This is a genomic window from Agromyces sp. G08B096 (genome assembly GCF_040267705.1).
Lineage (GTDB): Bacteria > Actinomycetota > Actinomycetes > Actinomycetales > Microbacteriaceae > Agromyces.
The window spans coordinates 2,419,958-2,434,308 of sequence record NZ_CP158374.1 but is presented as its reverse complement, the minus strand read 5'-3'; the positions used below and the strand labels follow the sequence as shown (position 1 = coordinate 2,434,308).

At 67.1% G+C, this 14,351-nt stretch carries 10 protein-coding genes; 4 read left to right on the top strand and 6 right to left on the bottom strand.

The window, feature by feature from the left end; translation table 11 throughout:
• Positions 1–212: 212 nt before the first annotated feature.
• The 4 genes from ABIQ69_RS11840 to ABIQ69_RS11825 are packed head-to-tail and all read right to left on the bottom strand — an operon-like array spanning position 213 to position 5,162.
• On the bottom strand, positions 213–1,046 hold the full coding sequence (locus tag ABIQ69_RS11840; RefSeq protein ID WP_350347323.1) for a glycosyltransferase family 2 protein: 834 nt from the start codon (positions 1,044–1,046) through the stop codon (positions 213–215).
• A gap of 34 nt (positions 1,047–1,080) precedes the next feature.
• The gene (locus ABIQ69_RS11835; RefSeq protein WP_350347322.1) at positions 1,081–2,319 is read right to left on the bottom strand and encodes an ABC transporter ATP-binding protein; all 1,239 of its coding nucleotides are present in this window, start codon (positions 2,317–2,319) and stop codon (positions 1,081–1,083) included.
• Between the two features lie 7 nt (positions 2,320–2,326).
• On the bottom strand, positions 2,327–3,223 hold the full coding sequence (locus ABIQ69_RS11830) for an ABC transporter permease (protein WP_350347321.1): 897 nt from the start codon (positions 3,221–3,223) through the stop codon (positions 2,327–2,329).
• A gap of 34 nt (positions 3,224–3,257) precedes the next feature.
• Positions 3,258–5,162: a glycosyltransferase gene (locus tag ABIQ69_RS11825; protein ID WP_350347320.1), complete on the bottom strand. Its 1,905-nt coding sequence runs from the start codon at positions 5,160–5,162 to the stop codon at positions 3,258–3,260.
• A gap of 303 nt (positions 5,163–5,465) precedes the next feature.
• On the opposite strand from ABIQ69_RS11825, the gene ABIQ69_RS11820 reads away from it, so the two are divergent.
• Positions 5,466–6,734 (top strand): glycosyltransferase family 39 protein, encoded by a 1,269-nt coding sequence (locus tag ABIQ69_RS11820; protein WP_350347319.1) that lies wholly within the window; start codon positions 5,466–5,468, stop codon positions 6,732–6,734.
• A 36-nt stretch (positions 6,735–6,770) separates the two neighbouring features.
• On the opposite strand, the gene ABIQ69_RS11815 is transcribed toward ABIQ69_RS11820, so the two are convergent.
• Entirely contained in the window at positions 6,771–8,138 is a 1,368-nt protein-coding gene (locus ABIQ69_RS11815) for a glycosyltransferase (protein ID WP_350347318.1), read from the bottom strand.
• A 189-nt stretch (positions 8,139–8,327) separates the two neighbouring features.
• On the opposite strand from ABIQ69_RS11815, the gene ABIQ69_RS11810 reads away from it, so the two are divergent.
• Positions 8,328–10,247, top strand: a complete 1,920-nt coding sequence (locus tag ABIQ69_RS11810) for a hypothetical protein (protein ID WP_350347317.1) — start codon at positions 8,328–8,330, stop codon at positions 10,245–10,247.
• Here ABIQ69_RS11810 and ABIQ69_RS11805 read toward each other — a convergent pair.
• On the bottom strand, positions 10,236–11,828 hold the full coding sequence (locus ABIQ69_RS11805) for a DUF2142 domain-containing protein (RefSeq protein WP_350347316.1): 1,593 nt from the start codon (positions 11,826–11,828) through the stop codon (positions 10,236–10,238). The genes ABIQ69_RS11810 and ABIQ69_RS11805 overlap by 12 nt on opposite strands.
• A gap of 166 nt (positions 11,829–11,994) precedes the next feature.
• Between ABIQ69_RS11805 and ABIQ69_RS11800 the strand changes: the two genes are divergently transcribed.
• Positions 11,995–13,248 (top strand): acyltransferase, encoded by a 1,254-nt coding sequence (locus tag ABIQ69_RS11800; protein WP_350347315.1) that lies wholly within the window; start codon positions 11,995–11,997, stop codon positions 13,246–13,248.
• Between the two features lie 62 nt (positions 13,249–13,310).
• The gene (locus ABIQ69_RS11795; RefSeq protein WP_350347314.1) at positions 13,311–14,348 is read left to right on the top strand and encodes an NAD-dependent epimerase/dehydratase family protein; all 1,038 of its coding nucleotides are present in this window, start codon (positions 13,311–13,313) and stop codon (positions 14,346–14,348) included.
• Positions 14,349–14,351 lie beyond the last annotated feature (3 nt).

The window sequence follows — 14,351 nt, the reverse complement described above, 5'->3', positions numbered from 1 at the left end:
CTCGACCTCGGCCGGGCGGCGGAGCCGGGCTCGGACGGAACGGACCCACTCACGCTGGGCGCGCGCCTGGGCGCGTGCGGCCCGTGGTGGTGCACTCCACTCGTCGATGCGCCGACGTAGGGAAGAGTAGGTGCGTCGCAGGACCCTCGACGGTGCCCCGAGGGCCCAGCGTGCCACCTCGAGCGGCCCGCCGTCGATGTCGCGAGGGTGTCTCACGGGCGGGTCACCAAACGCTTGCGAGCACTCAGACCGACCCTGAGCAGGACGCGGACGGGCGCCTGATACCACGCGTCGTACCGGCTCGCGAGGTACAGGTAGGCGCTGTCGTGGTGCACTGCGGCCATCGCGCCACCGACCTTCGACGTCGAGTGCGCGCCGGTGTGGGTGATTACGGCCGCCGGCTCGTAGCGATTACGCCAGCCTGCGTCGGCGAGCCGGGCGCCGAGGTCGACGTCCTCGAAGTACATGAAGAACTTCGGGTCGAATCCGCCGACCTGGTCGTAGGCACGCCGCCGTACGAGAACGCACGCCCCGGACAGCCAGCCGGCATCCCGCCCGGCGGCCGACGCTTTGCCTTCCGCCAGGTACTCCCGCGTCCAAGGGTTGCTGCGCCAGACCGACCCGAGCAGGGCATGCCCGATGCCGGCGCCGATCGACGGGAGCTTTCGTGCCGACGGGTAGACGGTTCCATCGGGATTGTCGATTCTCGGGCCGATCGCCCCGATCGCCGGGTCGGCTTCTGCGGCATCGACCAGCACATCGATCGCACCTGGCGTGAAGACCACGTCCGGATTCGCCACCAGCACATAGTCGGACGGCTGGGATGACTCGACACCCGCGGCGATTCCGGACCCGTAGCCTCGATTGTCTGGCAACTCGATCAGACGCGCTCCCGCTGCATCGGTGAGCGCGCGTTCCACGGTGAGGTCACCGGATGCATTGTCGACGACGACGACCTCGAGCGGACGGACGCTCGCCGTGCGGACGCTGTCGAGGAATGGTCTGAGCGTCTCTCCCGTCCGGTAGGTCACCGTGACGACGAGCACACGAGGGCTCATACTGCGGCCTCTCCAGGGCGTCTCACGCGCTTGACCCGAGTTCCTCGAACGACGGTCGTGCATAGGTGCTTCCGACGGCCAGTACGTCGCCCGCCGCATTGAACGAACAGCCCTGGGGCAGATCGAAGACATGTCGACCGGAGCCTTGCATCAGCGAGAGGTTGACGAAGTACTTGCCTGTGCCGAAGCGGGTGTCCGACAGCGTGAACCGAACGGTCCGCCGCCCGCTCACGGGAGCCAGCTGGATTCCCATCCGGCGCGTCGTCGTACCGTAGGCGATCTGGCCAAGGGCCGTGTCGATCTGGATCGCGCAGAACCAGTCCTCGGTCGGCGTGAAGTACTCGACGTCCATCTCGATCTCGAGATCGTCGCCGATCTCGAGATCGGCGGCTTCGCCGCGCCCCGCCACTCGCGCGACCGCCCGATGGATCACCGCCTCGTGATCGGGCTGCTCGGGGTGGGTGTCGTGGAGCTCGCTCACTCGGCGGTCCTCAAGGATGTCGCGGAAGCGGGCGACGGCCTCACGAGGGTCGCCGTCGTAAGCGACATTGCCGCCGTTCAGCAGGATCGCGCGGTCGCAGAGCTCTGTCACTTGACTCAGCGTGTGCGTCACCAGGATGATCGTGCGCCCTTGTTCCTGGAACTCGCGGATCTTGTCGAGGCACTTGCGCTGGAACGCCTCATCCCCGACGGCGAGGACCTCGTCGACGAGGAGGAGATCCGGGTCGGTGTGGATCGCCACCGCGAACGCAAGTCGCACGTACATCCCGGAGGAGTAGAACTTGACCTGCGTGTCGATGAACTCGCCGATTCCCGAGAACTCGACGATGGCATCGAACTTGGATTCCGTCTCGCTCCGCGACAGTCCCATGATGGAAGCGTTGAGGAAGACGTTCTCGCGGCCGGTGAGGTCGGGGTGGAACCCGGCGCCGAGTTCGAGCAGTGCTGCGATCCGTCCACGCCGCTCGACGGTGCCGGCGGACGGGTCGATGATGCCGCCGATCGTCTTCAAGAGCGTCGACTTCCCGGAGCCGTTGTGACCGATGAGTGCGACGGTGTGACCGGCCTGGATCGCGACGGTGACGTCGCGGAGCGCCCAGAAGTCCTCCCGATGGCGTCGACCGCGTCGGCCGAAGGTGACGAGTCGCTCCTTGAGGGAGTTGTCTTTCCTGAGAATGAACCGCTTGGACACTCCCGTCACCCGAACGATGTCGGGTGCTTCAGCAGGCGTGATCGCGGCGCTGGTGTGAGTCTGGCTCATGTCGCTCCTACAGCGCCTGGGCGAAGTTGCCCTGCAGCTTGGTGAAAACTCGGTGGGCGCCCACGAGCAGGAGGACGCCGATGACGATCGCGATGCCGAGGCGGAGCATCAGGTCGGACGGGTAAGCCGCGGTCTCCGCGCCGGCGGTCCACAACGAACGCTGGAATGCCAGCACCCCGAGCGTGATGGGGTTGTTCGTGTAGATCTCGAGCGCCGGGCCGGCGCCGAGAACGTCCCTGACCATCTCCCATGAGTACACGATCGGCGAGGCCCAGAGCAGGAGGAGCAGAAGGACCTCGACGAGGTACTGGATGTCCCGCAGATAGACATTGACGGCGGCGAGGAGAAGGCCGAACGCGGTGCCGTAGATGAGCAACACGAGCACTCCGGGGATGAAGTAGACCAGGTCCGGGCCGATCGGGAATGCGACGAGCGCGAGCGTCGCGGCGAGCAGGATCGCCAGCTGGATCGAGAAGTTGAAGAGTGCCGAGCCCACGGTCGCGAGCGGGAACACCTCTCTCGGGAGGTAGATCTTCTTGATGAGGCCCGCGTTCCCGACGATCGACGCCGTGCCACCGGAAACGATCTCACTGAAGAGCCCGTATGCGGTGAGTCCGGTGAACACGTACACGGCGAAATCAGGGATGCCTCGCTCCGCCGAGAGGAACTTGCCGATCACGATGTAGTAGATCAGTAGCTGCGTCAGCGGCCGGATCAGCGTCCACAGAAATCCGAGCGTGCTGTCTTTGTAGCGAGCCTTGAGGTCGCGCCGGACGAGGAGCGAGAGCATTTCGCGATGACCGGCGATCTCGCGAAGTGAAGAGAAGATCCCTCGAGTACCGGTCGATCCGACCACGTGCATGGGCTGTCGCGCAAGCGCGTCGAATCGCTCTTGGGATGTCATCAGATGGGATCTCGCTCCGGGTCGGCTCCGGTAATTATAGTGCCGAAGGCTGTGCCCGACGCTCCGCGTCACGTCGCCGCTCGGCCAGCAGCTTGAGGTTCGCCTCGTCTGCGTCGAACCGGCCGGGGGTGAACCGCTCGTGGTGCGTCACCAACGAGTCTCCGACCACCACGAACTTGCCCCGACCAGACGTACGAAGCCGCAGTCCCAGGTCGACATCATCGAACCCGTTCGTGAACAGGGGATCAAAGCCCTCGACCCTGGCGAACGCACTCGACCGTAGGGCGATGGCGATCCCGCTCGCGAAGTCGATGGGCTCGACGCCCTCGACCAGCTCGGTCGACACGACCGGTCGAGGCTCGTCCGCGACGAGGGAGAGGCCGGTGTTCTGGATCGAGCCGTCAGGGTTCAGGGTCACCGGCTGCGCCGCATCTGCACCCGAGTCCAGTGCTGCGAGCAGTGGCGGCAGCCAGCCCGCGTGAACGGAGGCATCGTTGTTCAAGAACACGATCGTGGCCCCCTTCGTCCGTGTGAACGCGAGGTCGTTCCCGAGCGCGAATCCGCGGTTGCGCTCGAAGGGCACGAGCGTGGTGTGCGGCGCGTCGGTGAGGCCGGCGACGAGGATCTCGGCGGTGTTGCGGGGCGATCCATTGTCAACCACGAGCAGCTCGAATGAAGCGCCTGACGTGTGACGAAGGACGTCCCGCACCGCGCGCAGCGTCCCCCACCAGTCAGCGTACGTCAGCATCACGATGGAGACGAGGTCGGGATCGCGAATCACCGGATCCGATGAGATCGGGCTGTCCAGCAAGTATTTCGCGAGGACGCGCTGCTCCCAGCCGGGCGCTTCGATTCGACTGATCCGCCCCGTGTCGCTCGACTCCGCATAGATGACGCCGACGAACGGGAGGAGTTCCAGGCGTCCGAGCCCGGCGAGCCGGATGGCCAGGTCGTAATCCACCCATCGCCGCAGCGACTCGTCGAATCCGCCGATGTGCTCGACCGCATCACGGCGAGTGACGAGCGTATTGAGGTCGACGAAGTTCCCTCCATGCAGCAGGTCCTCGCGGTCGCCCTCGATCGCGAGGAACCGTCGGCGCCCTGCATCATCGACGAGTTCGACGACGGCGTGGACGCCGACCGCGTCGCTCTCCATCAGGGCGGCGACGCTGGCACCGAGGAACTCGGGGAGCCAACGATTGTCCGAGTCGAGGAAGGCGATGAATGAACCTGAGGCAGCCGCAAGCCCCGCGTTCCGCGCCGCACAGACGCCTGCAGCCGGTCCCCGGACGATTTGGACGCGCGGGTCTCCATCGGCCGTCTCCGCGACGATATCCGCGGAGCGATCGGTCGATCCGTCGTCGACGACGATGAGTTCCCAGTTGCGATAGCGCTGATCGGTGACGGATCGCACTGCGGCACCCACGACGTCGGCGCGGTCCCGAACGGGCATGATCACCGAGACGAGAGGGCCGGTCTCGGCCACAGGGACACGCTGCGATTCGAATGAGTCGAGCAGCCGGGGTCGGTTCAGGTGTTCCCTGCGGCGAACCTCCTCGGATGCCTCCAGCGCCGCGCGGCGGGCCGCACCGAGTGTGGGAGTGCCCGCGCACAGCGGATGGGTCGGCAGAATCGTGTCGTCGTCCGCTCCTGCGAGGAAGACGTCGAGCGCGTCGCGCATGGTCGCGACCGAGCGGCCCTCGACCAGCCGTCCGTCGAACCACGGCGCGGTGGTCGTCACCGGCACGCCGCCGAAGAGCAGCTCGGTGATCGCACCGGATGCGCGAGCCCCGCCGTGGTGCGCGTACCACTCCGGTTGGATCAGGGGGCTGGGTGAGATACCGAGTTCGTCCCCGGCCTCGAGGAAATGCTTGGCCGCATCACGCCGCGTCGCGAAGTCGATGCCAGATTGGGAACGGTAGTAGTCGAGGTCGAACACACGCGAGCCGACGAGATCGCGGATGCGCCAGTCCTGATCGGCGCGTCGGAGGCGGTCCGCGACGATCGAGTCGCCTCGTGCCGCCGTGCGGACGCGACGCCAGAACGCATTGCGGAGTCTCGCCGTTGAGCTTCCTGCCATTCGACCCCTTTCACACACCGCAACCGTACTCCACTCCAGGTGCCTGCCCGGCTCGGCCAGCAGGGCCGGCCATGAGAGAGTAGGTCGGTGACCGAGCCGTCCTCCGCACCCACTCGCCCAGGTCCGACCGCGCGACGATCCGTCGGAACTTGGCTCGTCCCCGTGCTCCTCGTGGTCGCGAGCCTCCTCGTCGGCATCGTGCACGTTCCTCAGCACCAGTCGCTCTCGCCGATCGACGAGTACGTCTACGTGGACTACTACGACAAGGTGCTTCAGCAGGGTGTGGTGCGTGAGGGGGAGGAGGTCGGTGATTATGCGAGGCGCGAACTCGGGTGCCGCGGCCTGCGGATCCTCCTTCCGGTGCCGGACGACCGCTGCACCACCGCCTCGACCATCCTCGACGACGACAGTCGGTTCCCGATGGGGGGCATCACGTCGGCCGATATCTACACGCCGCTCTACTTCGCGATCACCCGCGCGCTTGCCGAGCCGTTGATCCTGACGGGCCTCATCGACTCGCCGACGCAGGCCGGCCGCTTCATGGGCGCACTGTGGCTCGCCGGTGCCGCGCTTCTGCTGTACCTCGCGCTGCGTCGGCTCCGGGTCTCCCCGTGGATCGGGGGCGGGGCGACGCTGCTCGTCGTGGGCTCGCTTCCGGCGTACTGGTATACGACGTACCTCAGCACCGATGCGCCGACAATGCTCGCCGGCGCCCTGTTGCTCTACCTCGCCATCAGGTTCGTCCAAGGCGCGTCCGCAGGATGGTGGCTGGTGGGCGCCGCGCCCGTCGTCGTCTGGCTGAAGTTCCAGAATTTCGCAGCCGTCGGTGCGATCGCACTGGCCCTCCTGTTCCTCGCGCTGTCGAGGGCGGTTGGAGCGGGCGGGTGGCGCGAGTTCCGCCGCGACAGACGCACGCTCGTCGCGCTGGGGATGGTCCTCTCCGCAGTGTCGGCACAGCTGCTGTGGCTGGGTATCCGTTCGATGCTCTCGCTGCACATCTACAGCGACCAGGGCACGGCCCAGCCGCTGACCGGGGACACCCTTCTCGGCCTCGTGTTCCGCTATCTCGTCGGGGCGGGTCAGGGCGTCGGCGGCCCGGCGGGCGCGGCGATCCTGGTCTCGGGGATCGCGACGTGGGTGGGCGTCGTCGGGGTGGTCGGCCTCGCCGCTGTCAGTCGCTCGTCCTCATCGTCCGCTTCGCTCGCCTACGGCACCCTCGCCATGGCGCTCGTCCTGGGGCCGCTGTTGGCCGTGATGGTGAAAGTCACGACCGGTGACTACTTCCCGCTACCCGAGCGGTATGGACTGTCGCTCTACCCGTTGTTCGTCGCGTGCGCGACGCTGCTCGTGCGCGAGCGGCGTGCATCCTCGGTCGTCCTCGCGGGCCTCGGCGCCGTGAGCTACACAGCGTTGCTGTTCATCGGCGAGTAAGGCTGCGTCGCGCGGTCGAGGCGCCACGCGCTCAGCTCACTGCGCCCGCCTCATCGCGCGGCGCGCCACTTTGCCTGCCGCCCATCGCAGTGGGCGCGTGATGCGCCAGGACGTGCTGCGTTCGAGCGCCTCAACGCGGATCTCGAGCGAGCGCTGCTCTCGACGGCGCACCGATTCCACTCCGCGGTCGGCGGCTCGTCGGGGGTTCCGGCAGAACGCCGCGACCGGGGCGAGGACCGTCGACCACCGCATCCGGTCCGCGTACGTGCGCACATTGGCGCGAAGCCGTTCCGCCTCGCCGTCGCCGTACAGCGAACGCTCGAGTGCGTCGGCGAGCGCATCGACGTCCTCCGGTGGCACCACTCGCCCGAGTTGGTGCTCGCGAATGATGGAGGCGAACGTGTCGCCGTCCGTGGCGACGATGGGCAGCCCCGCCCAGAGGTAGTCCAGGATCCGGGTGCGGAAGCTGAACGCCGTCTCCAGATGGTCGAAATGAGTACTGACTCCGAGGTCTGCATCGAGCAGGAAATCGGCGCGTTCGGCGTAGGGCACCCAGCCTTCGTTGAAGAACACCACGCGGTCGGCGAGGCCGAGCTCGGCCGCGAGCTCCCGCGTGCGCATCGAGACCTCCATCTCGGGCACATTCGGGTTGGGGTGGCTGACGCCGAGGAAGAACAGACGAAGATCAGGATGCCTCGGGGCCAGGCGATCGATTGCGTGGATGAGCGTGATGGGGTCGAACCAGTTGTAGATCCCGCCGCCCCACAAGACGACCGTGTCGTCGGCGCCGATGCCCGGAACCGTGCCCTTGATGCCGTGCCGGCTTTGGACGGGCGGTTCGTCGCCGATACCGAACGGCGCAACGGCGAGCAACGACCGCAGGCTGGTGTCCGCATCGTAGGTCCGAGGATTGATCCGTCCGAGCGCCGCGAGCTGTCCGAGCCAGAAGTCGCGTTGCTTCTCAGACGCGCAGATCAGGAAATCGGCGCGTTCGATCTGCGTGTTCAGCACCTCCGTCGTGATCGCTGAGACGTGCTCGCGGTCGTCCTGTGAGAGGTATCGGGTCTGTTCCAGCACCTCGAGATGCATGGGGTCGTAGATGTCGGCGACTAGTACGTATCGCGCGTCGGAGAGCCAGGGATGGCTCGCCAACACGTGCCCCTGGAACACGATCGCATCCGCCCAGTCGGCGTGGCGGCGCAAGGCGTCGTCGTCGGCGTACGCGATCGTGATCCCTGCGCGCGTGAGATCGGCCTGCTGGGTGGACACCAAGCGCACCTCACAGCCGGCGGACAGTACCTTCGCCATTTCCAGCGCTCGAATGGCCGGCCCGGCCATTTGCTCACCGATCGAATCCGGAGTGCAGATCAGGATCCGCGGATGCTCATGCGTGCCATTGCTCACTATCGTCCCTCCCCGGCCAGCCTGTGAGACTAGCACGGTGGAGTGCCGAGTCCCGGGGGGATGACGTTGCTAGACTCACGGCCGTCGCCTGCAGTCAGAAAGGTTCGGATGCGCTCACCCCTGCCTCTCTCAGAACGGGGAACGACGAACCCTGGGCGTTCTGCGGCGGCGCGGCGCTGGGAGTGGGCGGTGCTGCCGCTCATCGTGGTGGCCCTCTTCGCGGTGCTGGTCGGACTGGATCTGTCGGGCTCGTCGATCAGCGCGTTCGCCGACCATCCCGAGAACCGGGGCCTGATCGCGGGTGCTCCGCTGGGCGTACGCAGCGACGAGTACCTCCTCGAGACCCCGAACGCGATCTCCTCAGCGCGGCAGGGGATGCCTGCGACCGCATGGGTCGGGCTGGCAGAGGTGGACCAGGCGGTCGCGGCGGGCGGAGGCCCGACGCTGGACTGGTCGATCGCGTTCCGGGCGCAGGATTGGGGCTTCGCCCTCCTCGATCCGGGCCGCGGGCTGGCATGGAACTGGTGGTGGGGTTTCGTCGTGTGCGTGGTTGCGACGTACGCGCTTTTCGGGCTCCTGACCCGGCGCATCCTGCTGTCGGCTGCATTCGCGGTCATCGCGACGTTCACGCCGTACTCCGCGTGGTGGGCGCCGACCTTGTTCCTCGGTTGGGGTGTCGCAGCGGGCGCGGCGATGATTGCCGCTTGGCAGGCGCGGCGGGCAGCCCTCGCTGGCGCCTTCGCGCTCGTGGCCGCTTATGCGGTGATCAGCCAGACACTTGTCCTCTACCCGGGCTGGCAGATCTCCGTGCTGATTGTGATCGCCCTGCTCTGCGTGGGCTACGTGCTCGATCGGCGCCCCGGTTGGTGGAGGCTCGCCTGGACTTCCTCAGTTGCCATCCTGGCGACCGGCGGCGTCATGGGCGTTTGGTATGCGACCCACTCGGCCGGTATCGCGGCGATCGCCGGCACGATCTACCCCGGACAGCGTCGTGTGGAGGCGGGCTCTGCATCGGCGGCCGCCTTGGTCGATGCGCCGTTGAACTTCTGGATGACCGGGGCGGCCGGACAGAGCCTCGGTGCGTCGGGTCTCGGTGGGGAGATCGCAAATCAGTCGGGGGCCTCGTCGTCTTGGTTCCCGGTGGCCGTGGTCGTGATCGTCGCGCTCGGAATCGCGCTCCTGGCCGTCCGCAGGAAGAAGCTTCGTGTGAGGCGGGACGACGCACCGTTCGGAATGCTCGCGGGAGTCTCGGCCGCGATCGTTCTGCTTCTGGCGTGGGCGCTTCTGCCGCTTCCCTCCTGGTTCGGGGCGATCACGCTGCTCGATCGGATTCAACCCGCGCGCGTCCCGCTGGCTCTCGGCTTCGCATCGATACTGCTGCTCGCGCTCGCGACCACCGTGAGACGGCGTCCGGCGGTGTGGTCCTGGCCCTGGCTCGCGGCCGCCGCGCTGGCGACCGCCGCACTGACGGTCTGGTCCGCCGAGTCGCTCCCGTGGGACACCACGCTGGTGTCGAGCTGGCTCGCTGCCGCGAGCGGCGTCGTGTTCGGGGTCGCTGCTGCCTGCGTCCTGGTCCCGTCGTGGTCGGGATGGGCCGCTCTCGTCCTTGCGGTGTACGCCGCTGCCAGCTGGCTTCCGGTGAATCCTCTCCAACACGGCATTTCTCCGCTCGAGGAGGATCCGCTCGCTGTGGCGCTCCGCGAGTCGGCCGACCCTTCCGAAAACCCGCGAGTTCTCGTCTTCGGCGATCTCGCGAGCGTCGCGCGGGTCCGATCTGCCGGATTCCAAAGCGTATCGGGAACCACACCGTACCCGGATCGTGAGTTGATGAGCGATCTCGCTCCCGATCAGGAAGCACTCTGGAACAATTACGCGCAGTACGAATGGATGCCTGCACCGGAAGGCCGACCAGCCGTCATCGAACGGAATGTGGGAACCATGATGCGCCTGCAGATCTCACCCTGCGATCCCGTCGTCGCGGCTCACGCCGACCCCGGATGGGTCGTGTCCGAGTTCAGGCTCGAGGGGTACAGCTGCCTCGTTCCGCTGCGCGTGGTCGAGGGTGCACAAGACCGTACCCTTCACCTGTACGCGTACCTAACCCGCTGACTTCGTTCTGGGCGTCGTGCCCGCGGGCACGACGGGCTGGATCGCGTCGACCGCCTCCACCCCGTTGGCTGCGACCAGTCGCGGGTGCAGGGCCCGGGAGGCAAACACCACGCCTGCGGCGAGGACGGCGGCGAAGGCCACTGTGAGCGTGAGCCAGCCCAGGGGAGGCTGCCACTCCGGGCGCAGCAGCATGTCCGCCCAGCCGCCTGTGCCCACAACGTACCGCCGGAGGACCCAGACGAAGGTCACGAGTTGGCCGAACGCAGCCAACACCAGTGCAACGGTTCCGATGCGGCCACGCGACGGGAGTGGCGCGTCCTGCCTGATACCGTCCAACGCGATGCCGGCGCAGATCACCATGCAGCAGTAGACGGCCATCGCATAGCGTGCCTGCCAGATGAGACCGTAGTCGGTGATCAACACGCCCTGGGCGATCGGGGGGATGAGGAACGCAGCCGCCACCAAGAGGATCGTTGCGATGCGAGCGCGCCCGCTGCCGAATGCGATCGCCCCGAGGACCGGCGTCGTGAGAAGGATCGCCCATACCCCCTGCGCCCATCCCGGAGCCGCAGTGTCCAGCCATCCGAAGATGCCGACCCAACCAGAGAAGAGATCGAAGGTCTGCTCGAGCATGAGTTGAAATCCCGTGAAGAACGGTGCGCCCATCAACGGGTAGTCGGGCGCCGAGCCGGCAGGCGCATCGATCTGCGGCTTGGTGTACCAGGCGAAGGCGGCGAGCGAGACAGCGAATGAGGCGGCGAGAGCGACCCACGCGGCCGGCCGCCGAAGCACCCGGCGGACGACGCCGGGTCGGCCGAGCACGAGCGCGGCGCTGACGACGACCACCAACCACAGGAGGGCGATGCTCCGCGTGTTCACCAGCATCCACACACTGCCGATGGTGACGGCGGTGAGGGCCCAAAGCCGCCGATCGGACATGGGCGCAGTCAGCACCGCGACGAGTGCGGCGAACACCGCCATCGCCGATGCGATCTCGGCGGCGTTCGGATTGATGGAACCGCCGAGGAACAGGAGCATGGGGGTGGCCGAGACGGCGAACGCGAGGAGCGACCACCGTGCCCATCGGGCCATACTGAGGGCCATCGCGGTGAATCCCATGAGCGCGGCCACCAGCACGGCGTTGACCAGGCGCATGGCGTAGATGGCGACGTCGCCGCTCAAGACGAGCGTTGGCAGGCCGACGATCGCGTAGTACGCGGGACTGTTGACGTTCGCGGAAGTCGGCGCCGGCACCAACTCGTCTTGGTCGCCGTCGAGAGGCGTCTGGCATGCGGCCGACTTCGTCGGGTCGAACGCGAAGCAGGTCAGTGAGCCCGTGTGCGCCACGAAGCGGGGAACTGTCACCTCAGCTTGCCACGGCTGGTCAGGGGATGCACCGGCGATGAACTGTCCGCGTACGACTGCCGCTGCGCGGATCGCATGGGCGGGTTCGTCCGGAACAGCCATGAGTGGCGACGCGAGCGCCCAGATCCCCATCAGCAGTGAGAACAGGGCGAACACCGCGCCGAACACGCTCCACGGAGCAAGACGGGCGGCGGGCATGGCCGTTCGGTCGATCATCGGCGCTCCAGGCGTGGCGGAGGGGGCAAACCAGTTCAGGATAGGCCACCGGCGGTATCGAGCGCCTGCGGGGCGCGAGTGGCGACCGGTGCGACCACGTATCATTGGCATGCCGCTGGCGCGGGGAATTCACGGGCGCGCCGCGCCAGGCTTACCGAGGAGCGGAATGACGTCAACCGAGACGCAGGGACTGGTTCCTGCGCGCATCGCGGGCACGCGCCCCGGATCGATCGGTGAGGCGCTCGCCGGGCACCGGAACTCGCTCGGAGTGATCCGTCTGGTACTCGCCACCGCGGTCATCTTCGATCACGCGTTCCCGCTGGGTGGATTCGGACCGAACCCGAGCCTCGGCTGGTCGCGCGGACAGGAGTCGATCGGTGGATTCGCCGTCGCAGGGTTCTTCGCGATCTCCGGTTATCTGATCGCGAAATCGGGCATGAACGCGGACGTCGTGCAGTTCCTCTGGCGCCGCGTGCTGCGGATCTTCCCAGCGTTCTGGATCGTGCTCCTCGTCGGCTCCTTGATCGTCGGCCCGATCGCCTGGCTGGTGATGGGGCGGGACCTCGCCGACTATCTCACCCTGGGGCCGGGCGGGCCGGTGGCGTATTTCACCGGCAACGCCGACCTGACGATGCGACAGTGGGGCATCCACGACATCTTCGTCGACACACCGTACGGTCAGGCCGTGCACGGTAGCGTCTTCAATGGGTCGCTGTGGACGCTGGCCTACGAGTTCGGCTGCTACCTCATCATCGCCGTGCTGGTGATGTTCGGGATCCTCAAGCGGGCACGACTCCTGGTCCTCGGCATCACCGCCTTCTACTTCGTCATGGAACTCGCTTCGAAGATCGTGCCTGGCGCTGCGGGCACCGTCGTGCCTCAGCTGGCGGATGGGTACACGCTGAAGCTCGGCCTGATCTTCATGATCGGTGCAACGATCGCCGTCTATTCGAAGGAGATCGTCTTCCACGACGGCCTGGCCCTGCTCTCCGCGGCCGCCGTGATCGTCTCGTTGAGAACGTCGGGCTGGACCCTCATCGGATACCCCGCCTTCGCGTATCTCCTGCTCTGGATGGCGGCCCGGCTTCCGAAGTGGTCCCAGCGGATCGGCGCGAAGAACGACTATTCCTATGGCATCTACGTGTACGGGTTCCTCGTCCAGCAGGCCACCGCGGCCCTCGGTTGGTACCGCTGGGGCTACCTGCCGTGGGTGCTTTCGACCGTCGTGATCGCCGGCGGATGCGCCTGGCTCAGTTGGCACGGGGTTGAGAAGTGGGCGCTCGCGCTGAAGGATTGGGGCCCCGGGCGAGGAGTGCGCTACTGGTATGAGCGCTCCCGATCCCTCGCCCGCAGGTCCCGCGCTGGCCGCACCTCCTCGCCACAGCAGACGACAGCCGAGCCGGAATCTGAGGTCGGGTAGGCTCTCTTGGGTTTGTGCACTCGACGAAAGGACTCCATGTGACCGAGTTGGGGACCGTCCTGGTGACGGGCGGCGCCGGGTTCATCGGCACGTCAGTGTCGAGACTGATCGCTGAGCGAGCCGAGCGCTGGGTCGTCGTCGACAATCTCCACCCGCAGGTTCACCCGGAGCCCGTCCGGCCGGCGTCGCTCGCGGGGTCCGCTGAGCTCGTCGTGGCCGACGTCGCACGAGCAGCTACCTGGGACGAGCTACTCGCCCATGTCCGTCCCGACACGGTCATCCATCTCGCGGCTGAGACCGGCACGGGCCAGTCGCTGCATCAGGCCACCCGGCACGCTGAGGTGAACGTCGTCGGAACCACCGCCATGCTCGACGGGTTCAGCCGCGTCGGCCATGTACCCGCGCACTTCGTGTTCAGCGGGTCGCGGGCAGTCTACGGCGAGGGTGAGTGGCAGCGCGCTGACGGCTCCACCTTCCGCCCCGGTCAGCGTTCGCACGCTCAACTGGTATCCGGCCAGTGGGACTTCCCGGGGGCTGTGTCGCTTCCGAGTGCGGCTGCGCGGACCTGGCCGTCGCCGACCAGCATCTACGGGGCCACCAAGCTCGCCCAGGAGCAGATCCTAGCCGCCTGGAGTGGCGCGCACGGGTCCAAGCTCAGCGTTCTGCGATTCCAGAACGTCTATGGGGCGGGGCAGTCCTTGTCGAACCCGTATACGGGGATCGTCTCCCTGTTCTCGCAGCTCGCGCGCCGCGGCGAATCGATCCCCGTGTACGAAGACGGGCTGATCACTCGGGATTTCGTCTACATCCACGACGTCGCGGCGGCGGTGGCAGCCGTCACCGTCAATCCGCCGGAGGCGCCCGCGAGCTGTTTCGACATCGGCTCCGGGGTCGCCACGACCATTCTCGAGCTCGCGAGGAAGCTCGCCGAGTACCACGGCGCGCCCGCGCCGCACATCACTGGGGCGTTCCGCGACGGCGACGTCCGCCACGCATCATGCGACATCGACGACTCCCTCGCGGCGCTCGATTGGCGACCTGAGTGGTCGCTCGATCGCGGCATCGCCGATCTCCAGGAGTGGATCGAGCAGACGCTGTGACCT

Bases quoted from the DNA above. Each gene is read 5' to 3' on its own strand.
- ABIQ69_RS11835 (WP_350347322.1), bottom strand. From the start codon at position 2,319: ATGAGCCAGACTCACACCAGCGCCGCGATCACGCCTGCTGAAGCACCC.
- ABIQ69_RS11830 (WP_350347321.1), bottom strand. From the start codon at position 3,223: ATGACATCCCAAGAGCGATTCGACGCGCTTGCGCGACAGCCCATGCAC.
- ABIQ69_RS11805 (WP_350347316.1), bottom strand. From the start codon at position 11,828: ATGATCGACCGAACGGCCATGCCCGCCGCCCGTCTTGCTCCGTGGAGC.
- ABIQ69_RS11800 (WP_350347315.1), top strand. From the start codon at position 11,995: ATGACGTCAACCGAGACGCAGGGACTGGTTCCTGCGCGCATCGCGGGC.